Annotated in this window: 24 protein-coding genes; 21 read left to right on the forward strand and 3 right to left on the reverse strand. The window is 68.5% G+C overall.

Features of this window, described 5'->3' with window-relative positions; translation table 11 throughout:
• From NNJEOMEG_RS10120 to modA, 19 genes are all read left to right on the forward strand, one after another.
• On the forward strand, positions 1-1,188 hold the full coding sequence (locus tag NNJEOMEG_RS10120) for an N-acetyl sugar amidotransferase (protein WP_235956922.1): 1,188 nt from the start codon (positions 1-3) through the stop codon (positions 1,186-1,188).
• Positions 1,189-1,202: 14 nt separating this feature from the next.
• Positions 1,203-1,820, forward strand: a complete 618-nt coding sequence (hisH, locus tag NNJEOMEG_RS10125) for an imidazole glycerol phosphate synthase subunit HisH (RefSeq protein ID WP_173084019.1) — start codon at positions 1,203-1,205, stop codon at positions 1,818-1,820.
• Positions 1,820-2,584 carry an AglZ/HisF2 family acetamidino modification protein gene (locus tag NNJEOMEG_RS10130; RefSeq protein WP_173084021.1) on the forward strand — a complete coding sequence of 255 codons (765 nt, stop codon included), beginning with the start codon at positions 1,820-1,822 and terminating at the stop codon, positions 2,582-2,584. The genes hisH and NNJEOMEG_RS10130 overlap by 1 nt, the downstream gene beginning before the upstream one ends.
• A gap of 13 nt (positions 2,585-2,597) precedes the next feature.
• Entirely contained in the window at positions 2,598-4,418 is a 1,821-nt protein-coding gene (gene asnB / locus NNJEOMEG_RS10135; RefSeq protein WP_173084023.1) for an asparagine synthase (glutamine-hydrolyzing), read from the forward strand.
• Between the two features lie 126 nt (positions 4,419-4,544).
• A complete protein-coding gene (locus NNJEOMEG_RS10140; protein ID WP_173084025.1) occupies positions 4,545-5,576 on the forward strand; it encodes a DUF354 domain-containing protein in 1,032 nt (343 codons plus the stop codon).
• 639 nt (positions 5,577-6,215) lie between these two features.
• On the forward strand, positions 6,216-6,626 hold the full coding sequence (locus tag NNJEOMEG_RS10145) for an NADH-quinone oxidoreductase subunit A (protein WP_173084027.1): 411 nt from the start codon (positions 6,216-6,218) through the stop codon (positions 6,624-6,626).
• The gene (locus NNJEOMEG_RS10150) at positions 6,596-7,141 is read left to right on the forward strand and encodes an NADH-quinone oxidoreductase subunit B (RefSeq protein ID WP_235956923.1); all 546 of its coding nucleotides are present in this window, start codon (positions 6,596-6,598) and stop codon (positions 7,139-7,141) included. The genes NNJEOMEG_RS10145 and NNJEOMEG_RS10150 overlap by 31 nt, the downstream gene beginning before the upstream one ends.
• A gap of 1 nt (position 7,142) precedes the next feature.
• Entirely contained in the window at positions 7,143-7,817 is a 675-nt protein-coding gene (locus tag NNJEOMEG_RS20675; RefSeq protein WP_173084031.1) for an NADH-quinone oxidoreductase subunit C, read from the forward strand.
• The gene (locus tag NNJEOMEG_RS10160) at positions 7,814-8,932 is read left to right on the forward strand and encodes an NADH-quinone oxidoreductase subunit D (RefSeq protein ID WP_173084033.1); all 1,119 of its coding nucleotides are present in this window, start codon (positions 7,814-7,816) and stop codon (positions 8,930-8,932) included. The genes NNJEOMEG_RS20675 and NNJEOMEG_RS10160 overlap by 4 nt, the downstream gene beginning before the upstream one ends.
• A gap of 15 nt (positions 8,933-8,947) precedes the next feature.
• Entirely contained in the window at positions 8,948-9,943 is a 996-nt protein-coding gene (gene nuoH, locus NNJEOMEG_RS10165; protein ID WP_217270503.1) for an NADH-quinone oxidoreductase subunit NuoH, read from the forward strand.
• Positions 9,944-9,945: 2 nt separating this feature from the next.
• Entirely contained in the window at positions 9,946-10,386 is a 441-nt protein-coding gene (locus NNJEOMEG_RS10170) for a NuoI/complex I 23 kDa subunit family protein (protein WP_173084036.1), read from the forward strand.
• Positions 10,383-10,913: an NADH-quinone oxidoreductase subunit J family protein gene (locus tag NNJEOMEG_RS10175; protein ID WP_173084039.1), complete on the forward strand. Its 531-nt coding sequence runs from the start codon at positions 10,383-10,385 to the stop codon at positions 10,911-10,913. Before NNJEOMEG_RS10170 ends, NNJEOMEG_RS10175 begins: the two co-directional genes overlap by 4 nt.
• Entirely contained in the window at positions 10,910-11,236 is a 327-nt protein-coding gene (gene nuoK / locus NNJEOMEG_RS10180; RefSeq protein WP_173084041.1) for an NADH-quinone oxidoreductase subunit NuoK, read from the forward strand. Before NNJEOMEG_RS10175 ends, nuoK begins: the two co-directional genes overlap by 4 nt.
• 18 nt (positions 11,237-11,254) lie before the next feature.
• Positions 11,255-12,751, forward strand: coding sequence for a monovalent cation/H+ antiporter subunit D family protein (locus NNJEOMEG_RS10185; protein WP_173084042.1), 1,497 nt, complete (start codon positions 11,255-11,257; stop codon positions 12,749-12,751).
• Entirely contained in the window at positions 12,748-12,999 is a 252-nt protein-coding gene (locus NNJEOMEG_RS10190) for a hypothetical protein (RefSeq protein WP_173084044.1), read from the forward strand. The genes NNJEOMEG_RS10185 and NNJEOMEG_RS10190 overlap by 4 nt, the downstream gene beginning before the upstream one ends.
• Positions 12,992-14,785 (forward strand): Na(+)/H(+) antiporter subunit D, encoded by a 1,794-nt coding sequence (locus NNJEOMEG_RS10195; RefSeq protein ID WP_173084046.1) that lies wholly within the window; start codon positions 12,992-12,994, stop codon positions 14,783-14,785. Before NNJEOMEG_RS10190 ends, NNJEOMEG_RS10195 begins: the two co-directional genes overlap by 8 nt.
• 22 nt (positions 14,786-14,807) lie before the next feature.
• Positions 14,808-16,331: an NADH-quinone oxidoreductase subunit M gene (locus tag NNJEOMEG_RS10200; RefSeq protein WP_173084048.1), complete on the forward strand. Its 1,524-nt coding sequence runs from the start codon at positions 14,808-14,810 to the stop codon at positions 16,329-16,331.
• Positions 16,332-16,368: 37 nt separating this feature from the next.
• Positions 16,369-17,802 carry an NADH-quinone oxidoreductase subunit N gene (locus NNJEOMEG_RS10205; RefSeq protein ID WP_173084049.1) on the forward strand — a complete coding sequence of 478 codons (1,434 nt, stop codon included), beginning with the start codon at positions 16,369-16,371 and terminating at the stop codon, positions 17,800-17,802.
• A 164-nt stretch (positions 17,803-17,966) separates the two neighbouring features.
• Positions 17,967-18,731, forward strand: a complete 765-nt coding sequence (gene modA / locus NNJEOMEG_RS10210) for a molybdate ABC transporter substrate-binding protein (protein ID WP_235956924.1) — start codon at positions 17,967-17,969, stop codon at positions 18,729-18,731.
• Positions 18,732-18,997: 266 nt separating this feature from the next.
• Here modA and NNJEOMEG_RS10215 read toward each other — a convergent pair whose 3' ends face one another.
• Positions 18,998-20,281 carry a DUF190 domain-containing protein gene (locus tag NNJEOMEG_RS10215; protein WP_173084051.1) on the reverse strand — a complete coding sequence of 428 codons (1,284 nt, stop codon included), beginning with the start codon at positions 20,279-20,281 and terminating at the stop codon, positions 18,998-19,000.
• Positions 20,281-20,673, reverse strand: coding sequence for a fluoride efflux transporter CrcB (gene crcB, locus NNJEOMEG_RS10220; protein ID WP_173084053.1), 393 nt, complete (start codon positions 20,671-20,673; stop codon positions 20,281-20,283). The genes NNJEOMEG_RS10215 and crcB overlap by 1 nt, the downstream gene beginning before the upstream one ends.
• Positions 20,674-20,862: 189 nt before the next feature.
• Between crcB and NNJEOMEG_RS10225 the strand changes: the two genes are divergently transcribed.
• On the forward strand, positions 20,863-21,918 hold the full coding sequence (locus NNJEOMEG_RS10225; RefSeq protein WP_173084055.1) for a transporter substrate-binding domain-containing protein: 1,056 nt from the start codon (positions 20,863-20,865) through the stop codon (positions 21,916-21,918).
• A 24-nt stretch (positions 21,919-21,942) separates the two neighbouring features.
• Positions 21,943-23,280 (forward strand): ArsB/NhaD family transporter, encoded by a 1,338-nt coding sequence (locus NNJEOMEG_RS10230; protein WP_173084057.1) that lies wholly within the window; start codon positions 21,943-21,945, stop codon positions 23,278-23,280.
• A 163-nt stretch (positions 23,281-23,443) separates the two neighbouring features.
• Here NNJEOMEG_RS10230 and NNJEOMEG_RS10235 read toward each other — a convergent pair whose 3' ends face one another.
• Positions 23,444-24,502, reverse strand: a complete 1,059-nt coding sequence (locus NNJEOMEG_RS10235; RefSeq protein WP_173084058.1) for an ABC transporter ATP-binding protein — start codon at positions 24,500-24,502, stop codon at positions 23,444-23,446.
• Positions 24,503-24,510 lie beyond the last annotated feature (8 nt).

Genomic DNA, 24,510 nt, shown 5'->3' on the forward strand with positions numbered 1-24,510 from the left:
TTGAACGCCGCCGTTCCCGCCGCCGTCACGATGCCCTCCGCCGCTCCGGTTGCCCCGGAGGGGCTCAGGGTCTGTTCCCGCTGCGTCTACGACACCACCATCCCCGAGATCGTCTTCGACGACGAGGGCGTCTGCCAGTTCTGCCGCATCCACGAGGAAATGGAACGCCAGTACCCCGCCGGGCCAGAGGCCCAGCGCCGCCTGGAGCAGCTGGTGGACCGCGTGAAGGCCCAGGGCAAAGGCAAGGATTACGACTGCATCGTGGGCGTCTCCGGCGGCGTGGACAGCACCTACACCCTCTATCAGGCCGTGAAGCTGGGCCTGCGCCCCCTGGCCGTGCACTTCGACAACGGCTGGAACTCCGAAGTGGCGGTACGCAACATCGAGAACTCGGTGAGCCGCCTCAACGTGGACCTGCACACCCACGTGGTGGACTGGGAAGACTTCAAGAAGCTTCAGATATCCTTCCTGAAGGCCTCGGTCTCCGACGCGGAGATCCCCACGGACATGGCCATCCACGCCGTGCTCCACCAGATGGCGGACGCCGAGGGCGTGAAGCACATCCTCATCGGCCACTCCTTCCGCACCGAGGGCATCGTCCCCAAGACGTGGACCTACTTCGAGGGCTCCTACATTCGCGGCGTGCACAAGCGCTTTTCGGGCTCGTCGCGCACGAGCGTGCCGGTGCTCTCCCTGCCCGGGCTCTTCTACTACATGGCCCTCAAGCGCATCAAAGTCTCCCCGCTGCTCAACTACTTCGACTACGACAAGAAGAAGGCCGGGGAACTCCTCGCCCGCGAGGTGGGCTGGGAAGACTACGGCGGCCACCACCACGAGTCGCTCTACACCAAGTTCTTCCAGTCCTACCTGCTGCCCTTCAAGTTCGGCATCGACAAGCGCAAGCTCTCCTTCTCCGCGCGCATCCGCTCCGGGACCATGGTGCGCGCCGAGGCCCTGCGCATCCTGCGCGAGGAGCCCTACCCGCTGAACATGGACATCGTGGAGTACACCATGGAGAAACTGGGCCTCTCCATGGCAGACTTCGAGGCCATCATGGCCGCGCCGCGCCGTTCGTTCCAGGACTACCCCACGCTCTACCCCTACATGCGCGCCCTGAAGACGCCCATCACCCTGGGCTTCAAGCTGGGGCTGGTGCCCAAAATCCTGTACTACAAGTACATCTACTAGCCCCGGGACGCGCCATGGTGGTCATCGTCAACTACGGACTCGGCAACCTGCGCTCGGTGCTCATGAAGTTCCACCGGCTCAAGATCGAGGCCCGCATCAGCGACTCCCCCGAGGACGTGGCCCGGGCCGACAAGCTCGTGCTGCCGGGCGTGGGCTCCTTCGGCGCGGGCATGAAGAACCTGCGCGAGCGCGGCCTGGTGGAGGCCCTGCGCCACGCCGTGCTGGCCCGGGGCGTGCCCATCCTGGGCATCTGCCTGGGCATGCAGCTCTTCACCGAACGCAGCGAGGAGGGCGAAGGAGCGGGCCTGGGCTTCATCCAGGGCGCGACCCGACGCTTCGACTTCTCCCGGACTCCCGAGAAGCTGCGCATCCCCCACATCGGCTGGAACAAGGTGGAGCGCCGGGGCGACTCCGTGCTTTTCACGGACATCGACCCCGCCCTGCGCTACTACTTCGTGCACTCCTACGCCGTCTTCCCCGACCGCCCCGCCGACGTGGCCGCCTGGTGCGACTACGGGCAGCGCTTCGCCGCCGCCGTGGAGCAGGGCAACGTGCGCGGCGTGCAGTTCCACCCCGAAAAGAGCCACCACCACGGGCTGCAGATGCTCAAGAACTTCGCGGAGTGCGCCTGATGCTCCTCGCGCGCGTCATCCCCGTGCTGCTGCTCTCCGGGCGCGGCCTCGTCAAGGGCGAGCGCTTCTCCGGCCACCGCTACCTTGGCGACCCCATCAACACCGTGAAAATCTTCGACGCCAAGGAAGTGGACGAGCTGATCATCCTGGACATCGACGCCACGCGCGAACACCGCCTGCCTCCCCTGGAACTGGTGCAGCAGGTGGCCGACCAGTGCCTCATGCCCTTCGGCGTGGGCGGCGGCATCCGGAGCGTCGAGGACGCCCGGCGCATCCTGGAGGCCGGGGCCGAGAAGGTCTGCCTGAACACCCACGCCCTGGAAAACCCGGACCTCGTCTCCGCCATCGCCCGCGACTTCGGCTGCCAGTCGGTGTGCGTGAGCCTGGACGTGAAGAAGAACTGGTTCGGCAAGCCCGAGGTGCGCACGCGCTGCGGCTCCAAGGCCGTCTCCAAGGACCCCGTGGAGACCGCCCGGCGCATGGAGCAGGCGGGCGCGGGCGAGATCATGGTTCACTGCGTGGACCGCGACGGCACCATGCAGGGCTACGACATCCCCCTGATCCAGAGCGTGGCCCGCGCCGTGGAGATCCCCGTCATCGCGGCCGGAGGCGCCGGAACGGTCCAGGACCTCCGGCAGGCCATTGCCGAGGGCGGGGCCTCGGCGGCGGCGGCCGGGGCGATGTTCGTCTTCCACGGCAGACGCCGCGCCGTGCTCGTGAGCTACCCCTCGAAAGAGGAGCTGCGGGAGATCAGGGGCGAATGAGCCGGGCAAGACCATGTGCGGCATAAGCGGCGCGTTCAATCCCCGCGGGCTGCCCCCGGAGCACGAAGCCCTGGTGGCCCGCTTCGGCCGGGCCATGCGACATCGCGGCCCCGACGACGAGGGCCTGTTCTCCGACGGCGTCTGCGCCCTGGGCCACCGCCGCCTGGCCATCATCGACCTCTCCCGCGACGGACGCCAGCCCTTCGTCTCCCCGGACGGCCGCCACCAGATGGTCTTCAACGGCGAAATCTTCAACTACATCGAACTGCGCCAGGAGCTTGCCGGACTTGGCTGGGCCTTCCGCACCCGCACCGACACCGAGGTGCTCCTGGCGGCCTTCCTCCACTGGGGGCCGGACTGCCTGCGCCGCCTCAACGGCATGTTCGCCTTCGCCGTCTACGACAGCCGGGACAGCTCGCTCTTCCTGGCCCGCGACCGCATGGGCGTCAAACCCCTCTACTACGCCCGCCAGGACGAAACGCTCTTCTTCGCCTCCGAGACCAAGGCCCTCCTGGAAATCCCCGGGCTCTCCCGGAGCGTGGACCAGCAGGCCCTCTTCGACTTCCTGGTCTTCAACCGCACCGACGTGCACGACGAAACCTTCCTGGAGTCCGTCCGGCGCATCCCCAAGGGCTGCCGCGCCACGGCCGACGCCTCGGGATTGCGGACCGACGCATGGTGGGACCCGCGCGACTACCTGGGCAAGGGAACCGAAACCGACCCGAAGCGCGCCGCCCTCGCCGTGGAGGAACTTTTCGTCTCGGCGGCGCGGCTCAGGATGCGCTCCGACGTGCCCGTGGGCTCGTGCCTCTCGGGCGGGCTGGACTCCTCCGTGCTCACGGGCGTGCTCTTCGAGCGCCTGGAAGCACCCCGGGGCTACCCCTGCTTCACCGCCGCCTACCCAGGCCACCCCGTGGACGAGACCGGCTTCGTGGACGCCCTCAACCGGCGCTTCCCCTTCGCGAGCCTGCGCACCTTCCCCACCGGCGCCAAGGCTCTGGCGGACCTCCACGACTTCGTGCGGGCCAACGACGAGCCCACCACCGGCCCCTCCTTTTACGCCCAGTACGAGGTGATGCGCCTGGCCCGCCAGCACGGCGTCACCGTGCTCCTGGACGGCCAGGGCGGCGACGAGAGTTTCGCGGGCTACCAGTATTTCCACGGCTTCAACCTCTACGGGCTGCTCAGACGCCTGAAGCTCGGCCGCTTCACCCGGGAGCTGTGGCACGTGCTCACGCGCCGCCAGCACCTCTCCGCCGTGCAGACCCTGGCCTTCCAGGCCCTGCCCGGCCCCGTGCGCAAGGCCCTCCTCCACAAGGCCAGCCCCCTGGTGGACCGGGGCTTCTTCGAAGCCCACATCGAGAAGAGCCGCATCTACCGGGAATTCTTCGCGGTCAAAGGCCTCAACGAGAGCCTCTGCGCCCACTTCCGCTTCAAGCTCGAACACCTCCTGCGCATGGAGGACCGCAACTCCATGGCCTTCTCCCTGGAGGCCCGCGTGCCCTACCTGGACTACCGTCTGGTGGAATACTGCCTGGGCCTGCCCGAGGAGCTGAAAATCGACCGGGGCGAGACCAAGCTCCTTCAGAAGCGCGCCTTGGGCCGCTACACCATCCCGGAGATCCTGGGCCGCAAGGACAAGCTGGGCTTCGCCACCCCGGCCGAACAGTGGATGGCCGAGCCCGGCTGGCGCGCCCTCACGGCGCGCAGCTTCGAGGATGTCCGCCGCCTCTTCCCCGGCGTGATCGACCCCGCCGCCCGGCCACCGGCCGGGGCCGAGGCCGCCTGGAAGACCTGCCAGCTGGCCGCCTGGCGCGGGATCTTCGCGCCGTGACCGCCAACCCGGCCGCGCCCGGCCGCCTACCCGAGACGCCCTTGGGGAACACCCCACGAACATCCCGGACCGGCCCCGCGTCCGTGGCGATGCGCCGGGCACGGCGACGCCCAAAGTGAGCGCCCCATGAACATCCTGGTGGACCTGGGCCATCCCGGCCACGTGCATTTTTTCAGGAACCCCGCAGCCATCTGGCGGGAACGCGGCCACCGCGTGCTCTACACCTCCCGGGACATGCCCATCGTGGCCCGGCTCCTGGCCGCCCAGGGCGACACGGCCCTGGTGATCGGGCGCAGGCGTCCCGGCGCGGCGGGGCTGGCCCTGGAGCTGGCCCGGCGCACCCTGGCCCTGGTGCCGCTGCTCGTTCGGGAGAGGGTGGACGCATGCGCGGCCATCGGCGGCGCGCTCACCGCCCCGGCCGCCCGGCTGGCGGGGCGGCCCTGCGTGGTCTTCGACGACACGGACACCGCTGGCCTGGAGAACCGTGTGAGCCACCCCCTGGCCAGCGTGATCGCCACGCCCCAGGGCTACCCGCGCGACCTGGGCTCCAAACAGGTGCGCTACCCGGGCCTGCACGAACTCTCCTACATGCACCCGGCGCGCTTCGCGCCCGATCCGGCCGCGCCCGCCCGCTACGGGCTCGACCCCGGCGCGGGCTACGCGGTGGTGCGCTTCTCCTCCTGGGAGGCCGGGCACGACCTCACGGCCCGCACGGCCAGCCTGGAGACCAAGCTCGAACTCGTGCGCCTGCTGCAGGGGCGCGGCCGCGTGCTCGTGGTGCCCGAGGGCAACCCGCCCGAAGAACTGCGCCCCCTGGCCCCGGCCATCGCGCCCGAGGACTTCCACCACATCCTGGCCTTCGCGCGCCACGTGGTCACGGAAGGGGCCACCACCGCCTCGGAGGCCTGCATCCTGGGCGTGCCCGCGCTCTACATGAACCCCTCGCGCCCCTTCTACATCTTCGAGCTGGCCCGCGCCGGACTCCTGGACGCGGGCCTGCCCGGCCAGGACGACCTGCCCGCCCTGCTCCGCGCCCAGCTGGAGCGCTTCGCCGACCCGGCAACGGGACGGGAACTGGCCCGGGCCTTCACGTCCGGACGCGCCGACGTGGCCCTCTTCGCCGCCGACCTGGTGGAGGGCGCGGCGCGACGCGCCTGACGCGCCCCGTCGGCTCCCGGAGTCGACCGCGAGCGGATCTTCGCGTGCGCACGCCTCCCCGCGCGCACGGGGAGCCCGCTTTGCAGTGCCCGCGTCCCGGCGAGCCCCCCCCCGGCACGCTCCCGCGCGCCCCTCGGCCAAGCCTGCCGAAGCGATTTTTCTCAGCCCTTCCGCGTCACGCCCATTGGATCATCCCAACACAGCCCGCGCCAGCACGCCCTGGAGCGAGGCCTTCCGAAGCAACCTTCGGGCCTTCGCCAGGACGGCTTTCGCTCCTCGCCCGCCTCGACGCACGTCACTGTTTCAGTCTGTCCGGGGGGTGTGTCAAAACGGAAGGTTGTGAAAAAATGCGAAATTCTTGTTGCATAACCCATGGTCCTGGTGCATGGTTCCATTTAATTCCTGCTGAGAAGACGAAGCGCCCCTGCGCCGGACATTGCCGCGCTCTCTCATGCGACGCACCCGGCGGACGCTTGCCCATATCTCGATCACGGATTGTAAGGCGTTTGAAAGCGAACCGGACCGGCAAGAGTGTTATTGCCGCGTGGAATCGTGTTGCCTGAATCCTGCTCTGGCTTATGAAGATCCGTTTGCAGGGCTCAACCTCCGCAACGGAATGCAGCAAAGGAGCGATGCGCCGTGACGCAACAGGAAACCCTGGACCTTCTCTACATCGCAGCCTTCTTCCTTGGAGGCGTCGGCTTCGCGTTGGGGCCGTTCGTGGTGGCCCATCTGCTGGCGCCGCGTTCCACGCGCAACACCGTGGGCCGCACGCTCCAGCTGGTGGAATGCGGCATTCCGCCCATTGGTGACGCCTGGATACGCTTCGGCGCGGTGTACTATCTCTACGCCCTCATGTTCGTGGCCTTCGCGGTGGACGTGCTGTTCCTCTTCCCCGTGGCCCTGGTCTACAACAAACCCGGACTCGTGGGCGATCTGCAGGCCTTCGTCGAAATGTTCCTCTTCGTGGGCATCCTCTCGCTGGTCATCGTCTACGCATGGAAAAAGGGAGTGTTCCGGTGGCAACGCAAGACGTTCTCCAATCGGTAGTCCAATTCTCCCGGCTCGACCGGCTGCTGGACCTCTGCCGGGCCAACTCGCTGTGGCCCATGACCTTCGGCCTGGCCTGCTGCGCCATCGAGATGATGGCCACGGGGGCCTCCCGGTTCGACCTGGCGCGCTTCGGGGCCGAGGTCTTCCGGCCCTCGCCGCGCCAGAGCGACGTGATGATCGTCTCGGGCACCATCAACCGCAAGATGGCCCCCGCCGTGCAGACCCTCTACGACCAGATGCCCGAGCCCAAGTGGGTGATCGCCATGGGCAACTGCGCCATCTCCGGCGGCCCCTTCGTGTTCAAGGGCCAGTACGCCGTGGTGGAGGGGGCCTCCAAGCTCTTCCCCGTGGACGTGGTGATCCCCGGCTGCCCGCCCCGGCCCGAGGCCCTCATCGAGGGCATCCTCAAGCTGGAGGAGAAGCTCACCGGCACGCGCCGCTGGCCCCGCGTCACCCCCGAATCGGCCTGGAAGACCGCCGCCCCCCAGGCCCCCGAGCAGGAGAGCGCCTGACATGGACACCGCCCAGCTCGAACAACGCCTCGCCGCGCTGCCCGGCGCGAAACTCACGGTGAAGGACCACGCCCGACAGGGAGTCCATCTGGAGGCGGCCCTGGCCCCGGAAACCCTGGTGGAGGCCGTGGAGATCATGGACTGCGCGGGCTACTTCCTGGAGACCGTCACCGGCATCGACTGGCTGGGCGAGCAGGAGGCCCTGCGCAAGGAGGTCCTGGCCGCGCGCGAGGCCAAGGCCAAGGCGAAGGCCAAGGCCGCCGCCGAGAAGGCGAAAGCGGCCAAGGAGGCCCACGACGCCGCCGTGGAGGCCGCTCTGGCCGCCGGAGAGACGCCCCCGCCCGCGCCCGAGCCGGAACCCGAGCCCCAGGCGGCCCCCGAACCGGAGATCCCCGTGCTGGAGGACTCCATGGAGGCCGTCTACGACTTCAACCGCTACCCGACAAAGGGCGACGGCTGCCGCCAGGGCCTGCACCGCGTGGCCCTGCGCGTGCGCGTGCCCCGCTCGCACCCGGAAGTGCCCACCATCCAGCACCTCTACCCCGTGGCCCACTGGCATGAGCGCGAAACACACGATTTCTTCGGCATCCGCTTCGCCGGACACGGCTACCTGATCCCCCTGCTCCTGCCCGAGGACGCCGACTACCACCCGCTTCGCAAGGATTACGGCGCATGAACCAACTTGCCCAGAGCCCCGGCGACGAGCGCTTCGTCCTGAACCTGGGGCCGCAGCACCCCGCCACCCACGGCGTGCTGCGCGTGAAGCTCGTCATGGACGGGGAGTACATCGTCGAGGCAGAGCCCGTGCTGGGCTACATCCACCGCATGCACGAGAAGATGGGCGAAAACCGCACCTGGGCCCAGTTTCTCCCCAACACCGGGCGCATGGACTACCTGCACGCCCTGGCCTACAACCTGAACCACTGCTGCCTGGTGGAACGCGCCCTGGGCATCGAAGTCCCCGAGCGCGCCGAATACCTCCGGGTGATCATGACGGAGTTGAACCGCATTTCCAGCCACCTGCTCTGGTTCGGGGCCTTCGTGCTGGACCTGGGCGGCTTCTCCCCCCTGCTCTACGCCTTCGACGACCGCGAGCAGATCCTCGACCTCCTGGAAACCGCCACGGGCTCGCGCCTCACCTACTGCTATTTCCGCTTCGGCGGCCTCTACAACGACGTGGACGAGAACTTCGTGCCCGGCGCGCGCGCCTTCGTGGCGCGCATGCGCGAACGCATGCCCATGTACCACGCCCTGGTCACCAAGAACATCATCCTGGTGAAGCGGCTGAAGGACATCGGCTTCGTGGACGCCGAGATGTGCCGCAAGTACGGGGCCACCGGCCCCGTGGCCCGGGGCGCGGGGCTGGCCTACGACGTGCGCCGCCACGAGCCCTACTCCGTTTACGACCGCTTCGATTTCGACGTGCCCGTCTACCACGAGGCCGACTCCATGGCCCGCTACATGGTGCGCATGGACGAGATCATCGAAAGCCTGCGCATCATCGAACAGGCGCTGGACGGCCTCCCGGAAGGCCCGGTGATGGCCCCCAAGGTCCCCAAGTCGGTGAAGCCGCCCAAGGGCGACTACGTGCACGCCGTGGAGACCGCCCGGGGGCTGCTCTCCTTCCGCGCCGTGAGCGACGGCTCCGGCACGCCCTGGCGGCTCAAGCTGCGCACGCCCTGCTTCTCCAACCTGCTGGTCTTCGGCGAGGCCTGCCGGGGCATGCTCCTGCCCGACGCCCTGGCACTGATGGGCAGCCTGGACCTTGTGATCCCGGACATCGACCGCTGAGCATGAGGACGCGCCATGACCATGCCTGATCCGGAACTGTTGCGCCTGGGCGCCTACCTGCTGGGCTTCATCGGCTTCATAGCGTTCAACGCCGCCTACCTGGTCTGGCTGGAGCGCAAGGAGGCCGGACACATCCAGCGCCGCATCGGCCCCAAGGAAGTGGGACCCTACGGCCTCTTCCAGCCCGTGGCCGACGGCCTCAAGCTCATGAGCAAGCAGCTCCTGGTGCCCGAAGGGGCAGACCGCTTCCTCTTCCGCGTGGCCCCGGTGCTGGTGATGACCCCGGCCGTCATGAGCTTCGTGACCATCCCATACTCCGACAGCCTGGCCGCCAGAAACCTGGACCTGGGCCTGCTGGCCGTGTTCGCCTTCGCCTCGGTGAACGTGCTGGGGCTTTTGCTGGGCGCGTGGGGCTCGCGCAACAAGTACGCCGTGATCTCGGCGGCGCGCGTGGTCTCCCAGAACGTGGCCTACGAGATCCCCATGCTCGTGGTGGTGGTCACGGTGGTGATGATCACGGGAACGCTCAACCTTCATGAGGTGGCCGCTGCCCAGGCCGGGGGCTTCTGGCACTGGAACGTGCTGCGCCTCTCGGCCAGCCCGCTCATGCCCGTGGCCTTCCTGATCTTCTTCACCTGCATGCTGGCCGAGACCAACCGCGCCCCCTTCGACATGGCCGAGGCCGAATCCGAGCTGATCGCCGGGGCCTTCACCGAATATCCGGGCATGGGCTTCGGCGTGTTCTTCATGGGCGAGTACGCCAACATCGTGGTGGGCGCGAGCCTGGCCACCGTGCTCTTCCTGGGCGGGTGGGGCTGCCCCTTCGGGCTCTTCCCGGGGCTGCACTGGTTCCTCATCAAGCTCTACGCGATCATCTTCACGGTGATCTGGATCCGCTGGACCTTCCCGCGCACCACCTTCTACGGACTGCTCAACCTCTCCTGGCAGGTGCTCATCCCCTTGTCCTTCGCCAACCTGATCCTCACAAGCGCCCTTCTCAAGGTGTGGTAGCCATGAACGCCTACTTCAGGGACATCGCCCTCGGCCTGTGGAGCCTCCTGGCAGGCATGGCCATCACCATCCGGTACTTTTTCCAGCCCGTGGTCACGCTCCAGTACCCCCACGAGGCCGTGCCCATGACCCCGCGCTACCGGGGACACATCGACCTGGTGTTCGACGAACGCACCGGAACCAACAAATGCATCGTCTGCAACGCCTGCCAGAAGGCCTGCCCCTCGGGCTGCATCTCCCTGGACGGCGAGAAGCGCGAGGGCCAGAAGCAGAAGTCCCTCACCCGCTACGAACTCGACTTCACCAAGTGCAGCCTCTGCGGCCTCTGCGTGGAGGCCTGCCCCACCGAGGCCCTCATGTTCTCCAAGGACTACAACCTCGCCGCCTTCGACGAGAACGACTGCCGCTTCGACCTCATCAAGCGTCTGGAGGAGCGCCCATGACCACCCCCGGCTCCGCGCAGGACGCCCTCGCGGGCGTTCTCTTCCTGGTGTTCGCCCTGGCCGCGCTCTTCGGCGCGGGCGTGGCGGTGGGCGCGCGCAGGCTGGTGCGCGCCGTCGCGGGCCTGGCCCTCAGCTTCCTGGGGGTGGCCGGGCTCTACTACTTCCTCTCCAGCCCGTTCGTGGCCTTCATGCAGGTGCTCATCTACATCGGGGCCGTGTGCGTGACCATCGTCTTCGCCGTGATGCTGGCCGACACCTCCGAGGCCGCCTCGGAGTCGCCAAAGGGCAAACTCCTCACGCTCACGGGGGCCGTGTGCAGCGCGGGCGTCGCGGCGGCGCTGCTCTTCGCGGCCTCCACCGCGCAATGGCATCAGCAACCGGCCCAGCCCGCGCCAGGAACCCTTGAGCGCGTGGGCGTGTCGCTACTCACCACCTACTCCATGAGCTTCGAGCTGATCTCCGTGGTCCTGCTCGTGGCCATGCTCGGCTCGCTGGTTCTGGCGCGCCGGGGGAGGGACAGGCAATGAACCTCCTTGGCCTGAGCCAGCACCTGGAGACCTACCTGGTCCTGGGCGCCCTGCTCTTCGCCTTCGGGCTCTACGGCATGGCCCTGCGCCGCACCTTCATCGGCATGCTCATCTCCTCGGAGCTGATCCTCTGCGGGGCGAGCGTGAACTTCATGGCCTTCGGCCGCTTCGTGGCCCCGGACCAGACCACCGGCCAGATCGTGGCGCTCTTCGTCATGGCCATCGCGGCGGCCGAGGCGGCCATCGCGCTCTCCATCATCATCGCCGTCTACCGGGACTTCCGCTCCATCGAGACGGACGCCCCGGCGGACCTCAAGGGCTAGGGGGTAGGAGGGATGTCCATGGAAATCGTCGAATCCGCCCGGCCCCTTTACGCCATCCTGGCCGCCCTGACGGGGGCCATGCTCGTGATGGTCTCCGGGCGCAGGCCCGACGTGCGCGAGGGCTGGTCCTGCCTGGCCTCGCTGGTGATGTTCGCCGTCATCGTCTCCATGGTCCCGGACGTGGCCCCCGCGCCCGTGGGCCGGGGCGTCACCCTGCACCAGACCCTCTTCGCCATCCTGCCCGGCGTCTCCGTGAGCTTCCGGGCCGACGCCTTCTCCATGGTGTTCGCCCTGGTGGCCTCCTTCCTCTGGATCATCGCCGTGTTCTACTCGGCCGGATACATGAGGGGCTTGAAGGAGCACGCCCAGACGCGTTTCAACACCTGCTTCGCCCTGGCGCTCTTCGGGGCCATGGGCGTGGCCTTCGCCGACAACCTCTTCACGCTCTACCTCTTCTACGAAATCGTGAGCGTGTGCACCTACCCCCTTGTCGCCCACCACCAGGACGAGGAGAGCTACACCGGCGCGCGCAAGTACATCGTCTACCTGACCACCACGGCCAAGGGGCTCATCCTTCCGGCCATGATCGCCATCTACGTGCTCACCGGCACGCTGGACTTCGCCCACGACATCCACTCGGGCATGCTGCCCCACGGCGTGCACGGGGTGCTGGCCACCATCCTCTACGCCTGCTGCATCCTGGGCTTCGCCAAGAACGGCGTCATGCCCTTCCACAACTGGCTGCCCGGCGCCATGGTGGCCCCCACCCCCGTCTCGGCCCTGCTGCACGCCGTGGCCGTGGTCAAGGTGGGCGTGTTCTGCACCGTGCGCGTGATGCTCTTCACCTTCGGCACCGACCTCATGAAGCTTCTGGACGTGGGCTGGCCCACCGCCTACTTCGTCTCCTTCACCATCCTGGCGGCCTCCATCATCGCCCTCACAAAGGACAACCTCAAGGCGCGGCTGGCCTACTCCACCGTGAGCCAGCTCTCCTACATCATCCTTGGCGTGGCCCTGCTCACCGTGGACGGCATCCAGGGAGGCATCGTGCACATCGCCAACCACGCCTTCTCCAAGATCACGCTCTTCTTCTGCGCGGGCGCCATCTACGTGGCCACCCACAAGAAATACATCTCCCAGATGGGCGGCCTCGGTCGCACCATGCCTTTCACCTTTGGTGCCTTCGCCGTGGCCTCGCTCTCCATGATCGGCGCGCCGCCGGTGGCGGGCTTCGTCACCAAGTGGAAGCTCCTGGTGGGGGCCATGGAGATGCCCGCCCACTCCCTGGGCATCCTGGTGGTGCTCCTGGCCAGCACGCTTCTGAACGTGGCCTACTTCGCGCCGGTCACCTACAAGGCCTTCTTCGGCAAACGCCCCGAGGGCGAGGTCTACGCGGGCATCCGCGAGGCCCCCCTGGCCATGGTGGCCCCCATCCTCATCGCGGCGGCCATCTCGGTCTACATCGGCATCTTCCCCGACTCACTCATGCTCTTCGTGAAGGCGGTGACAGGATGATCGTCAGATTCATCGACTTCTTCCGCGACAGGCTGGGGACCACCATCCGCGCCTGCCTGGCCTTGCTGGCCCTCCTGGTGCTCTGGGACGCCCTCTTCGTCTCCAAGGAGCACGCCCACACCTTCATGGAGCGCATCCCGGGCTTCTGGGCCGTGTTCGGCTTCGTGGCCTGCGTGCTCATCATCGTGGTCTCCAAGTGGTACGGCCACCTGGGCATCATGACCCGCGAGGACTACTACGATGACTGATCTCTGGATCCACCCCTCGCTGATCCTCCTGGTCGGGGCCGTCATCCTGCCGATGCTCCCCAAGGCGCTGCGCAAGCCCTTCCTGGTGGCCGTGCCCGTGCTGGCCTTCGCCGACGTGCTCTCCATGCAGGGCAACTTCGGGGTGCACGGCGTGACGCGTTTTCTGGACTGGACGCTCACCTTCGGCCGCGTGGACGCCCTCTCCATGGTCTTCGCCTACATCATGACGCTCATGTGCGTGATCGGCACCATCTACGGCCTGCACGTGGAGGAGCCCGCCCAGCACTCGGCGGCCTGGACCTACGTGGCGGGGTCCCTGGGCGTGATCTTCTGCGGCGACTACCTGGTGCTTTTCCTCTTCTGGGAGATCATGGCCTTCTCCTCGGTGTTCCTGGTGTGGTTCCGGGGGCGCAAGGAGAGCCTGGCCTCGGGCTACCGCTACCTGCTGGTGCACACGGCGGGCGGGCTGCTCCTCCTGGCGGGGCTGGTGCTGCGCTACCAGGCCACCGGCGGCGACATCTCCTTCGGCCCCATCGGGGTTGCCTCGCCCCAGCTCTACACCTGGCTGATCCTGGCTGGCTTCATCCTCAACGCCGCCGTGCCGCCCCTGCACGCCTGGCTGCCGGACGCCTACGGCGAGGCCACCGTGACCGGCTCGGTGTTCATGTGCGCCTTCACCACCAAGACGGCGGTCTACGCCCTGGCCAGGGGCTTCGCGGGCATGGAGATCCTGGTGCCCCTGGGCGTGTGCATGGCCCTCTACGGCGTGGTCTACGCGGTGCTGGAGAACGATTCGAGACGCCTTCTGGCCTACCACATCATCAGCCAGGTGGGGTACATGGTGGCGGGCGTGGGCATCGGCACGGAACTGGCCATCAACGGGGCCTGCGCGCACGCCTTCGCGCACATCCTCTACAAGGGCCTGCTCTTCATGGGCTGCGGGGCCGTGCTGCACATGACCGGCAAGAGCAAGTTCACCGAACTGGGCGGGCTCTACAAGCGGATGCCGCGCACGTTCGTGTACACGCTCATCGGGGGCCTCTCCATCTCGGCCTTCCCACTCTTCAGCGGCTTCGTCTCCAAGGCCATGATCGTGGCCGCGGGGTTCGAGGTGCACAACTACTGGGCGGCCTTCCTGCTCACCCTGGCCTCGGCGGGCACGTTCCTGCACACGGGCCTGAAGGTTCCGTACTTCATCTGGTTCGGCAAGAACAACTGCTCCGAAGAGACCTGGAAGCGCGCCAGCGACCCGCCCATGAACATGCAGGTGGGCATGATCCTGGCCTCCATCCTGTGCATCTTCATCGGCTGCTACACGCCCTACCTCTACAAGATGCTGCCCTTCCCCCAGGTGGCCCAGGCCTACGAGCCCTACACGGCCTACCACCTCTCGGAGACGCTGCAGATCCTGCTGTTCACGGCCCTGGGCTTCTTCCTGCTGCTCAAGAAGCTCACCCCCGAACCCAAGATCAGCCTGGACCTGGACTGGTTCTACCGCATGGGCGGACGCGCCTTCTACTGGTTCGCCCGCAAGCCCGTGCAGACCGCAGACGACGCCGTGAGCGAGGCCTGGGACCGCCAGGGCGTCGTGCCGCTCATGAAGACGGCGCGCTACTGGTCCTGGTTCGACTGGCACGCCATCGACGGCGTGGTGGACGGCATCGCCCGCACCGTGCGGGAATACGGCGAGGCCCTGCGCACGTTCCAGAGCGGCAGGCTCCAGCTGAACATCATCGCCATGCTGGCCCTGGTGGCCCTGGCGCTGGCGCTCCTGGCCGCGGCCTGAGGATCCAAGGAGGATGCCGGGTATGGACTTTCTGAGCATGAACGCGCAGGGCTTCCCCCTGCTTTCGATCCTCGTCTTCCTGCCCCTGGCCGGGGCCCTGGTGACGCCGCTTCTGCCCGGCGACAACCTGGCCAGGTGGTGGGCGCTTTTCGTCACCCTGGCGGTGGCGGCCCTCTCGCTGCCCCTGTTCTCCGGGTTCGACGCCACGAGCGCCCTCTACCAGTTCGGCGAGCACAGGCCGTGGATCGAATCCTTCAACATCCATTACACCCTGGGCGTGGACGGCATCTCCCTGCTCCTGGTGATGATGACCACCCTGATCATGCCCCTGTGCGTGCTGGGCTCCTGGCGCTACATCGAGAAGCGCGTGCCCGAGTTCATGATCTGCCTGCTGGTGATGGAAACCTCCATGCTGGGCGTGTTCCTGGCCCTGGACCTGGTGCTCTTCTACGTGTTCTGGGAGGCCATGCTCATCCCCATGTACCTGCTCATCGCCGTGTGGGGCGGCCCGCGCAAGACCTACGCCTCCATGAAGTTCTTCCTCTACACCCTGGCGGGTTCGGTGCTCCTGCTGGTGGCCATCGTGGCCCTCTACGTGAGCCAGGGCACCTTCTCCATCCCCGCGCTCATGGGCCAGCAGTACTCCCTGGGCTTCCAGGTGATGGTCTTCCTGGCCTTCTTCCTGGCCTTCGCCATCAAGGTGCCCATGTTCCCCTTCCACACGTGGCTCCCGGCCGCCCACGTGGAAGCGCCCACGGCGGGTTCGGTGATCCTGGCATCGGTGCTGCTCAAGATGGGCACCTACGGCTTCGTGCGGTTCTGCCTGCCCATCACCCCCGACGCCGTTGTGGAACTGCTGCCCTACCTCCAGTGGCTCTCGGTGGCGGGCATCCTCTACGGCGGGTTCACGGCCCTGGCCCAGCAGGACATGAAGAAGCTCATCGCCTACTCCAGCGTGGGCCACATGGGCTTCGTCACCCTGGGCATCTTCGCCCTCAACGAGCGCGGCCTGGAAGGGGCCATGCTCCAGATGATCAACCACGGCGTCACCACCGGCGCGCTCTTCCTCTGCGTGGGCATGCTCTACGAGCGCACCCACACCCGCGACCTCAACGCTTCCGCGGGCCTGGGGCGCTTCATGCCCATCTACGTCACGTACCTGGCCTTCTTCTCGCTCTCCTCGCTGGCCTTCCCGGGCACAAACAGCTTCGTGGGCGAATTCCTCATCCTGGCCGGGGCCTTCTTCAACAACGCATGGGCCGCCGTGGCCGCCGTGCCCGGGGCCATCCTGGCCGCCGCCTACATGCTGCGCCTGCTCCAGCGCGTGATCTGGGGCGGCACGGACAACCCCGACCAGTCCAAGCTCTCCGATCTGGGATGGCGGGAGACCCTTACCCTGGCCCCGCTCCTGGCCTTCGTCTTCTGGATCGGGCTCGCACCCGAACCCTTCCTGCGCGTGATGCGCCCGAGCATCGGCCACCTGCTGGCCCAGACCGGCTACCAGGCCCCCAACGCCCTGGCCCTGGCCGACCTCTTCACCCGCTGAAGCGCCCCATGAACCGACAGCACAGCAAGGCCCACGCATGAACGCACAGCTCTTCTTCCCGGAACTCGTCCTCTGCGCAGGCTGCCTGGCCGCCTTCGTCCTCACGCTGACAGGGCCGTCCGCCAGGGTCCCCAGGCTCTGCGCCCTGGTGGTTGCGGCCCTCTTCGCGGCCGCGTGCTTCTGGTCATTGCCCCTGGAGGGGAGCCTCTTCGCCGGGGCCTACCGCGTGGACCTCTTCTCCCAGATGGTGAAGTGCGCCATGGCCTCGGGCTTCGTGCTCATCCTGCTGTTCGGCGCGGACCTCAAGGGCGTGCCCGGCGAGGTGCGACCGGAGTACTACCTCTTCCTGCTCACGAGCCTTCTGGGGCTCACGCTGCTGGTCAGCTCGGTGGAGCTGCTCACGCTCTTCATCGCCCTGGAGCTGTCGTCGTACTCGCTCTACCTTCTCGTGCCCCTGCGCCGGGGCGAGGGGCTGCGCGCCCAGATGGAAGCCTCGGTCAAGTACATCCTCTTCGGCGTGGCGGCCTCGGGGATCATGCTCTTCGGCATGAGCTACGTCTTCGGCCTCACGGGGACCACCTACCTGGATCAGGCCGTGCCGGCCATGCGCGCCCTGGCGGGCACGCCCATCGGCGCGGCGGCCCTGCTGGCCCTGCTGGCGGGACTGCTCTTCAAGCTGGCGGTGTTCCCCTTCCACTTCTGGGCCCCGGACGTGTACCAGGGCGCCTCCAACGACACGGCGGCCTTCGTGGCCTCGCTGCCCAAGGTGGCGGCCGTGGCCGTGCTCCTGCGCCTGGCCGCCATGGCCGCGCCTCCCGAGGGCCTCGCTGCTGGCCACGTGCAGGCGGCGCTCACGGGGCTCTCGGTGGCCTCCATGTTCTACGGCAACCTCACGGCCCTGGCCCAGAAGGACGTGAAGCGCATGCTGGGCTTCTCGGGCATCGCCCACGCGGGCTACCTGCTCTTGGGCGTGGTGGCCCTGGACGCCTGGGGCTTCGCCTCGGCGCTCTACTACGCCACGGCCTACGTGTTCATGATGCTGGCGGCCTTCCTGGGCCTGTGCGCCGTCTCCCCGGACGGGGGCAACCTCACCGTGGACGACCTCTCGGGCCTGCACAAGCGCTCGCCCATCCTGGCCTTCGTGCTCGCGGCCAGCATGTTCGCCCTGGCGGGCATCCCGCCCTTCGCGGGCTTCATGGGCAAGTTCATGCTGCTGGCCACGGCCTACAAGGCAGGGCACGGCGTGCTGGTGGCCATGGCCGCCGTGAACACGGCCCTGGCCATCTGGTACTACCTCCAGGTGGTGCGCCGCATCTACACCGTGGCTCCGGCCGAAGGCGCCGGACCCATCGCCGTGGACTCGGGCACGCGTCTGGCCGGAATCTGCCTGGTGGTGCTGATGATCGCCCTGGGCCTGGCACCCGAGACCCTGGTGCGCCTGGCCGCCTCGGCCGTGCGCATGGCCATGTAGCGGGCCGCTCCCACGAATTTTGAAGGGCCGTCCCCACGGGGGCGGTCCTTTCTCTTTTCCGATGCGTCACGCTTTCCCGAAAAACCGTGCGACCCTTGGCGGAGCGCTCCGGAGGAACTATCTGTGAAGCTGTCGTCAACCAGACCTCACAGGAGACCGCAGCCATGATGTTTCACCGCACCGCCCTCAAGGCCCTGCTGGCCCTGGCCCTGACCCTCTCCCTGCCCCTGGCCGCCCTGGCCGGGGAGATCACCGTGTCGGCCGCCGCGAGCCTGACCAACGCCTTCCAGGAACTGAAGCCCCTCTTCGAGAAGGCTTCTCCCGGGGCCACCGTGGCCTTCAACTTCGCGGCCTCCGGGCCGCTGCTCAAGCAGATCGAGGCCGGAGCCCCCGTGGACGTGTTCGCCTCGGCCGACCAGAAGACCATGGACCAGGCCGCCGCCAAGAACCTGCTCGCCCAGGGAACCCGCAAAGACTTCGCGGCCAACACCCTGGTGATGATCGCCCCGGCCACGCCCAAGCCCGAATTCAAGACCCCCAAGGACCTCACCGCCAAGGCCGTGGAGCGCATCGCCATCGGCAGCCCCGAGTCCGTGCCCGCGGGCAACTACACCCGCCAGTCGCTAACCGCCGACAAGCTCTTCGAGGCCCTGCAGCCCAAATTCGTGCTGGGCGAGAGCGTGCGCCAGGTGCTGGATTACGTGAGCCGGGGCGAGGTGCAGGCGGGCTTCGTCTACAAGACCGACGCCCTCATCGCAGGGGACAAGGTGGCCATCGTGGCCGAGATGAAGAACCACGATCCAGTGACCTACCCTGTGGCCGTGATCGCCGCCTCGGCCAAGAAGGACGAGGCCGGGAAGTTCATCGCCTTCCTGCTCTCCCCCGAGGCCCAGGCCGTGCTGGCCAAGTACGGCTTCAGGGAACCCTAGCAGGCCCGCCCCCCCAGTGGCCGCCGACCCCCGAGGGCGGTCATCGTGGAAACGCCGCGCGCCGAGATCCCGGCGGCGCGCCCCCCCGCCCGGCACGGCCCCAAGCCCGCCGGGCGGGTCCGTTTCATGACCCGCGTGACGGGACGACACCTCGGGAAGGACGACAAAGCCCACGGCATGAGGGCTGAACGGGCCGCCTGGGAGGCAACGCCCCGGACGCCGCTGCGCCAGCGCGCCAGGAGGTGATGCCCGAGGGGCGGCGCGCCTCAGCGCTCCGAGGAGAGCCCGGACGGACCGGCCACGGGGGCCGCGCCGCCTGAACAGGCCAGACGCCTGAGCACCTGGTCGCGGTCCACCATGCCCAGGAACTCGCCGTCGCGACCGGCCACCACCAGGCGTTTCACGCCGCGCTCCACCAGCAGGCGCACCACCTCGTCCAGGGGGGCGTCCGGGGCCACGGTGAACACCTCGCGTGTCATGGCCTGGCCCACCGTGCCCTCCAGGGCGTCGCGCGCGGGCGCGCTTCGGCCCGAAAGGGCTTCAGCCAGCCGCGCCAGCAGCCCGGGATGACCGGCCCGGGCGAAGCGCTCCACCATCTCGCGGTCCAGGAGCATCCCCAGCACGCGGCGGTCGTGGTCCAGCACCACCACGCGGCGCAGGGGCGTGGAGAGCATGAGCTCCAGTCCCTGGGCCAGGGGGGTCTCCGGCGAGGCCGTGGGGACATCGCGCACCATGGCCTCGGCCGCCGTGGCCGCCACGCCCGGCGGCAGGGCGGGCAGGGCCGTGCTCACGGCGCTGGCCCGGCCCACGGCGGCCAGCACGTCGGCCCGGCTCACGATGCCCGCGAGCCTGCCCCCGGCGTCCACCACCGGCAGACGCTTGAGCCCCTTGGCCGCCATGCGCGCCACGGCTTCCTTCACCGAGGCGCGCACGTCCAGCACCTCGGCCGGGGCGCTCATCACCTCTCGGGCCGTCAGGGAGGAATCCTCCAGGCCGCAAACGCCGGGTTGATCGGCGGGCAGGCAGGCGCGTACGTCCAGGCGCAAGGCCATGCCCGCCCGGGCCAGCAGGTCTCCGCCCGTGACGATGCCCGCCACGCGCCCCTCCTCCACCACCGGCACGGCCTTGACCCCGCGCTCCAGCAGCAGTTCCATCACCCGCGAAACCGGGGTGTCCGGGGGCACGCAGGCCACGTCTGAGCTCATCACGTCGCGCACGCGCAGGGGCATGTGGAACACGGCCCGGGCGTCCTCCAGGAGCACCAGGCCCTCCTCCACCAGCTCGTCCACCACGGGCAGGAAGGCCTCCATGCGCGCCGGGGTGTCCACGATCTCCACCACCACGGGCAGGTCCTCGGCCAGGCGCAGGACGCGCGCCGAGTGAACCAGGCTTCCCGCGCCGAAGCCCATGGCCCCGCGCAGCACCGTGGCACCGGCCATGCCCCGGGCGTTGGCCTCCTTGACAAGGCGCTCGTAGAGAGGCCCGGAACCGCTCTTGGCCGACTCGCTCAGATAGACGCGCAGGACGCGCGCCGCCACCTGCTGATGCATCACAGCGCTCCCGGAAGAAGGATTCTCGCCGCCGCCACGCCCAGGGCGAAGGCCGCGAAGCCCAAAAGATTCTGCCCGGCAAGGTTCAGGCCCATGGCCAGCCACTGGCCGTCGCGCGCCAGCTGCGCGCTCTCGAACACCAGGGTGGAGAAGGTGGTGAAGGCCCCCATGAAGCCCGTGAGGATCATCACCCGGGCCTGGCCAGAAAAGACGCCCCGCTCCTCGGCCAGGGTCCACACCAGGCCGAAGAGCAGGCACCCCAGCAGGTTCACAGCCCACGTGCCCCAGGGGAAATCCCGACCGGCCACGGCATAGACGGCCCCCGAAAGCCAGTAGCGGGCCAGGGTGCCCAGGGCTCCGGCGATGCTGAGCAGGGCGATCTTGGTGAGCATGGCGTGCGCGGGCCTCGCGGAAGGGGTTCAATCGACGCCTGCCGAGGCTTGCCCAAAAGCCGGTCGAAGTCAACGAGGCCCAGGGCCGCACCCGGCGGTTCCGCCGCCATCGTGCCGCTCCCCGTTGCCAAGACGTGCAGGGGATGCCATGAAAGAAACGATGATCCTGCGCTTCACGGAGGCTCTGCCATGACGCTCGCGCGCTTCGCGGTTCCGGCGTTCGCGATCCTGACGGTCCTGCTCCTGGCGGCGCCGCCCTGCCCGGCGGCCGACGCCCCCGGCGCGGCGCGCAAGCTCTCCGAGACCCTCGCGGGGGCGCGCAAGACGGGCGTGCTGCGCTGCGGCGTGGGCGACTCCATCCCCGGCTTCGCCACCCAGGCCCCGGACGGCTCCTGGCGCGGCCTGGACGCCGACTTCTGCCGCGCCGTGGCCGCCGCTGCCCTGGGCGACCCGGCCAAGGTCCGCTACCTGCCCCTGGTCTCCCGGGCGCGCTTCACGGCCCTCATGGCCCGGGAGGTGGACCTGCTCGCGCGCAACACTTCCTGGACCCTGGGGCGCGAGGCGGCCTTCCAGGCGGAATTCGTGGGGCCGCTCGTCTACACTGGCCAGGCCTTCATGCTCTCCGCCCGGGATGCGCACGCCGGGCTCAAGGCCCTGGACGGCGCGAAAGTGGCCGTGGTGCGCGGCTCCACCCACTCGGGAAACCTGGACGACGTGACCGAACGCACCGGCGTGCGCTTCGAGCCCGTGTTCTACGAAAGCCCCAGCCAGGCCTGCCAGGCGCTCTTCTCCGGCGAGTGCCGCGGCTTCACGGGCGACGCCGTCGTGCTGGCGGGAGAGCGCGTCGACGCGCCCGGCGGCCCCGAAGCCTGGGCCATCCTGCCCGAGATCCATTCCAAGGAGATCCTCTGCGCCGTCACCCGCCAGGACGACGGCCAGTGGACGCTGATCCTGCGCGCCGTGCACGCCGCGCTCGTCACGGGCGAGGAGCTGGGGCTCACCCAGGCCAACGCCGCCCAATCCCAAGCGTGGAGCGTTCCCCAGCGCCTCTTCATGGAAGACGCCGAGGCCCTTGGCAGGCAGCTGGGGCTCGAGCCCGGCTGGGCCGTGCGCGTGCTCACGGCCGTGGGCAACTACGGCGAGGTGTTCGAGCGCAACCTGGGCCAGGGCAGCCCTCTCAAGCTGGCCCGAAAGTACAACCGGCTCTGGAAGGACGGCGGCCTGCTCTGGGCCCCGCCGTTCTAGACGCCCGCACAAGGGAACACGCCCATGTCCGAATTGCAGACCCTCCTCATCTGCGCCGTGTTCGGCGCGGTGATCCTGGCCATCGCCTTCAACCTCCTGGACATGGCCCTGGCGGCGCTCCTGGGGCTGTGCCTGCTCACGCTGGCCGGAGCCGTGGACCACAAGGACGTGATGAACACCGTCGGGGCCTCCGACGGCTCCCTCTCGCTGCTCTTCGGGGGCATGGTGGTGGCCCGGGTGCTCGCGCCCACGGGCGTGTTCGAGAACCTGGGCGTGCGCTTCCTGGTGATGACCCGGGGCAGCGGCAGGCGTTTCCTGCTGCTGCTTGCGGCGCTGGTGAGCCTGGTCTGCGCCATCCTGCCCAACGCCACCACGGTGATCCTCCTGGCCCCGGTGATCATCCGCGTCTGCGAGGCCCTGGAGCTGGACTTCGTGGGGCCGCTCATCCTCACGGCCATCCTCTCCAACGCGGCGGGTCTGCTCACCCTGGTGGGAGACCCGGCCACCTTCCTGGCAGGCCAGGCCATGGGCCTGAGCTTCCTGGACTATCTGCACCGCGTGAGCCTTGGCGGCGTGCTGGCCATCGCGGTGCTCGTTCCGCTCATGCCGGCGCTCTTCCCGACAGTGTGGAAGGCCAGGCGCACGCTCCCGGCGGGTCTGACCCCCAAGCCCATCGAAAACAAAGGCTTCTGCGCCTTCGCCTTGGCGTCCCTGGGCGTCATGGTGGGGCTCTTCCTGGCGGGGGAGTTCCTGCCCAACCCAGTGATCCCCCCGGCGGCGGCCATCGTGGGCGCGTCCCTGGCGCTCCTGGCCATCCACGCCTCGCGGGTGGAAAGCGTGGACGCCGTGTTCCCGGACATCGACTGGAAGACGCTCCTCTTCATCTTCTGCATGATGTGCTACGTGCAGGTGTTCACCAAGACCGGCGTGCTGAGCGGACTCTCCCGGACCATGCACGCGGGTTTCTCCGACAACGTGCTCCTGGCCGGATTCGCCCTGCTGGGGGCCGTGGGCCTGATCTCGGCGTTTCTGGCCAACATCCCGGTGGTGGCGGCGGCCGTGCTCACGGTGAAGGGCTATCTGGTGCTTCTGAACATGGTGCCCGAGGAGGCCCTGGGCCTGGGCTTTGCCGACTGGCCCGACGCCTCGCTGCCCGTGTTCGTGGCCATGATGTTCGGGGGCACGCTCGGGGGCAACGCCACGATCATCGGGGCCTCTTCCAACCTGGTGTGCGCGGGCGTGTGCGCCGCGCGGGGACGACCCGTGAGCTTCGCAGGGTTCATGCGCTACGGCGTGCCCGTCACGCTCTGCCAGCTGGCGGCCTCGGCCGCCTACATCTGGGCGCTCTCGAAGCTTGTCTGACGCCCGCCCCTAGCAGCCCGTTGAAATAATCGATTCTTGCAGCCTGTTCAAAAAACTCGCTGGCAAGGCGCAGGGAAACAGCCAAGCCCGAAGCATATTTCTCATACGTGAGGGTTTGGCTTTTTCCCTGCAACGCAGCCAGCGAGGATTCTTCAACAGGCTGCTAGCCCTGCGCGGGGTACCAGGCCGGACGCCGGAACGCCACGCGGCAGGCCTCGCCCTCGCGGGGGCCGGGCGCGCCGCGCTGCGCCTGCACGCGCAACTCCTGGCCGCCGGGGAGGCGCAGCCCGTAGTCCACGCTCTCGCCCAGGAAGGTGCGCCGGACCACCCGCGCGGGCAGACCTCCCTCGTCCACGAAAGCGATTTCCGAGGGTCGGCTGGCCAGCACGGCGCGTCCCGCCGCCGAAAGCTCTGCGGGAGGCCCGGCGTCAGGCCGGAAGGCCTCGCCCCCGGCGCGGGCCGCCCCCCCGGAGAGCTCCACCTCCAGGAAGTTGGAGAGCCCGATGAACCCGAAAACGAAACGGCTGGCCGGGGCGGTGTAGACCTCCAGCGGCGTGCCCACCTGCTCTGCCACGCCCGCGCGCATCACCAGGATGCGGTCCGAGAGGGCCATGGCCTCGGACTGGTCGTGGGTGACGTAGAGGATGGTGAAACCGTAGATGCGCTGAAGGTCCTTGATCTCGAAGCGCATCTCCTCCCGCAGGTGGGGGTCCAGGCTGGAGAGGGGTTCGTCCAGGAGCATCACCCCGGGGTTGATGGCCAGGGCGCGGGCCAGGGCCACGCGCTGCTTGCCGCCGCCGGAAAGGTCGTCGGGGCTGCCTGCGGCCGCGTCCAGCAGGCCCGTGTGGGCCAGGGCCTCAAGGGTGCGCCTGTCGATCTCGGCGTCGGGGAGCCTGCGCAGGCGCAGGGGGAAGGCCACGTTCTCCCGCACGGAGAGGTGCGGCCACACGGCGAAGGCCTGGAACACCATGCCGAAGCCGCGCTTCTCGGGGGGGAGGTAGGTGTTGGCGGCCTTGGAGGAGAACGTCCTGCCGCCCACCACGATCTCTCCCTCGTCCAGGTCCTCGAAGCCCGCCACCATGCGCAGGGTGGTGGTCTTGCCGCAGCCCGAGGGGCCGAGCAGGGAGAAGCACTCCCCGGCGGCGATGTCCAGTTCGAGCGCATCCACGGCCGTCACCTTGCCGAAGCGTCTGGTGACGCCGCGAAGTTCCACGCGAGACATGTTCCCTC

This window comes from Fundidesulfovibrio magnetotacticus, from assembly GCF_013019105.1.
In the GTDB taxonomy this organism is placed as follows: domain Bacteria; phylum Desulfobacterota; class Desulfovibrionia; order Desulfovibrionales; family Desulfovibrionaceae; genus Fundidesulfovibrio; species Fundidesulfovibrio magnetotacticus.

Excerpts from the sequence above, each read along its gene's own strand:
- NNJEOMEG_RS10130 (WP_173084021.1), top strand. The coding sequence starts at position 1,820 with ATGCTCCTCGCGCGCGTCATCCCCGTGCTGCTGCTCTCCGGGCGCGGC.
- NNJEOMEG_RS10200 (WP_173084048.1), top strand. The coding sequence starts at position 14,808 with ATGGACTTTCTGAGCATGAACGCGCAGGGCTTCCCCCTGCTTTCGATC.
- NNJEOMEG_RS10140 (WP_173084025.1), top strand. The coding sequence starts at position 4,545 with ATGAACATCCTGGTGGACCTGGGCCATCCCGGCCACGTGCATTTTTTC.
- NNJEOMEG_RS10175 (WP_173084039.1), top strand. The coding sequence starts at position 10,383 with ATGACCACCCCCGGCTCCGCGCAGGACGCCCTCGCGGGCGTTCTCTTC.
- NNJEOMEG_RS10160 (WP_173084033.1), top strand. The coding sequence starts at position 7,814 with ATGAACCAACTTGCCCAGAGCCCCGGCGACGAGCGCTTCGTCCTGAAC.
- crcB (WP_173084053.1), bottom strand. The coding sequence starts at position 20,673 with ATGCTCACCAAGATCGCCCTGCTCAGCATCGCCGGAGCCCTGGGCACC.
- nuoK (WP_173084041.1), top strand. The coding sequence starts at position 10,910 with ATGAACCTCCTTGGCCTGAGCCAGCACCTGGAGACCTACCTGGTCCTG.
- NNJEOMEG_RS10195 (WP_173084046.1), top strand. The coding sequence starts at position 12,992 with ATGACTGATCTCTGGATCCACCCCTCGCTGATCCTCCTGGTCGGGGCC.
- NNJEOMEG_RS10190 (WP_173084044.1), top strand. The coding sequence starts at position 12,748 with ATGATCGTCAGATTCATCGACTTCTTCCGCGACAGGCTGGGGACCACC.
- NNJEOMEG_RS10230 (WP_173084057.1), top strand. The coding sequence starts at position 21,943 with ATGTCCGAATTGCAGACCCTCCTCATCTGCGCCGTGTTCGGCGCGGTG.
- hisH (WP_173084019.1), top strand. The coding sequence starts at position 1,203 with ATGGTGGTCATCGTCAACTACGGACTCGGCAACCTGCGCTCGGTGCTC.
- nuoH (WP_217270503.1), top strand. The coding sequence starts at position 8,948 with ATGACCATGCCTGATCCGGAACTGTTGCGCCTGGGCGCCTACCTGCTG.
- NNJEOMEG_RS20675 (WP_173084031.1), top strand. The coding sequence starts at position 7,143 with ATGGACACCGCCCAGCTCGAACAACGCCTCGCCGCGCTGCCCGGCGCG.
- NNJEOMEG_RS10170 (WP_173084036.1), top strand. The coding sequence starts at position 9,946 with ATGAACGCCTACTTCAGGGACATCGCCCTCGGCCTGTGGAGCCTCCTG.
- modA (WP_235956924.1), top strand. The coding sequence starts at position 17,967 with ATGATGTTTCACCGCACCGCCCTCAAGGCCCTGCTGGCCCTGGCCCTG.
- asnB (WP_173084023.1), top strand. The coding sequence starts at position 2,598 with ATGTGCGGCATAAGCGGCGCGTTCAATCCCCGCGGGCTGCCCCCGGAG.
- NNJEOMEG_RS10225 (WP_173084055.1), top strand. The coding sequence starts at position 20,863 with ATGACGCTCGCGCGCTTCGCGGTTCCGGCGTTCGCGATCCTGACGGTC.
- NNJEOMEG_RS10215 (WP_173084051.1), bottom strand. The coding sequence starts at position 20,281 with ATGCATCAGCAGGTGGCGGCGCGCGTCCTGCGCGTCTATCTGAGCGAG.
- NNJEOMEG_RS10235 (WP_173084058.1), bottom strand. The coding sequence starts at position 24,502 with ATGTCTCGCGTGGAACTTCGCGGCGTCACCAGACGCTTCGGCAAGGTG.
- NNJEOMEG_RS10205 (WP_173084049.1), top strand. The coding sequence starts at position 16,369 with ATGAACGCACAGCTCTTCTTCCCGGAACTCGTCCTCTGCGCAGGCTGC.
- NNJEOMEG_RS10185 (WP_173084042.1), top strand. The coding sequence starts at position 11,255 with ATGGAAATCGTCGAATCCGCCCGGCCCCTTTACGCCATCCTGGCCGCC.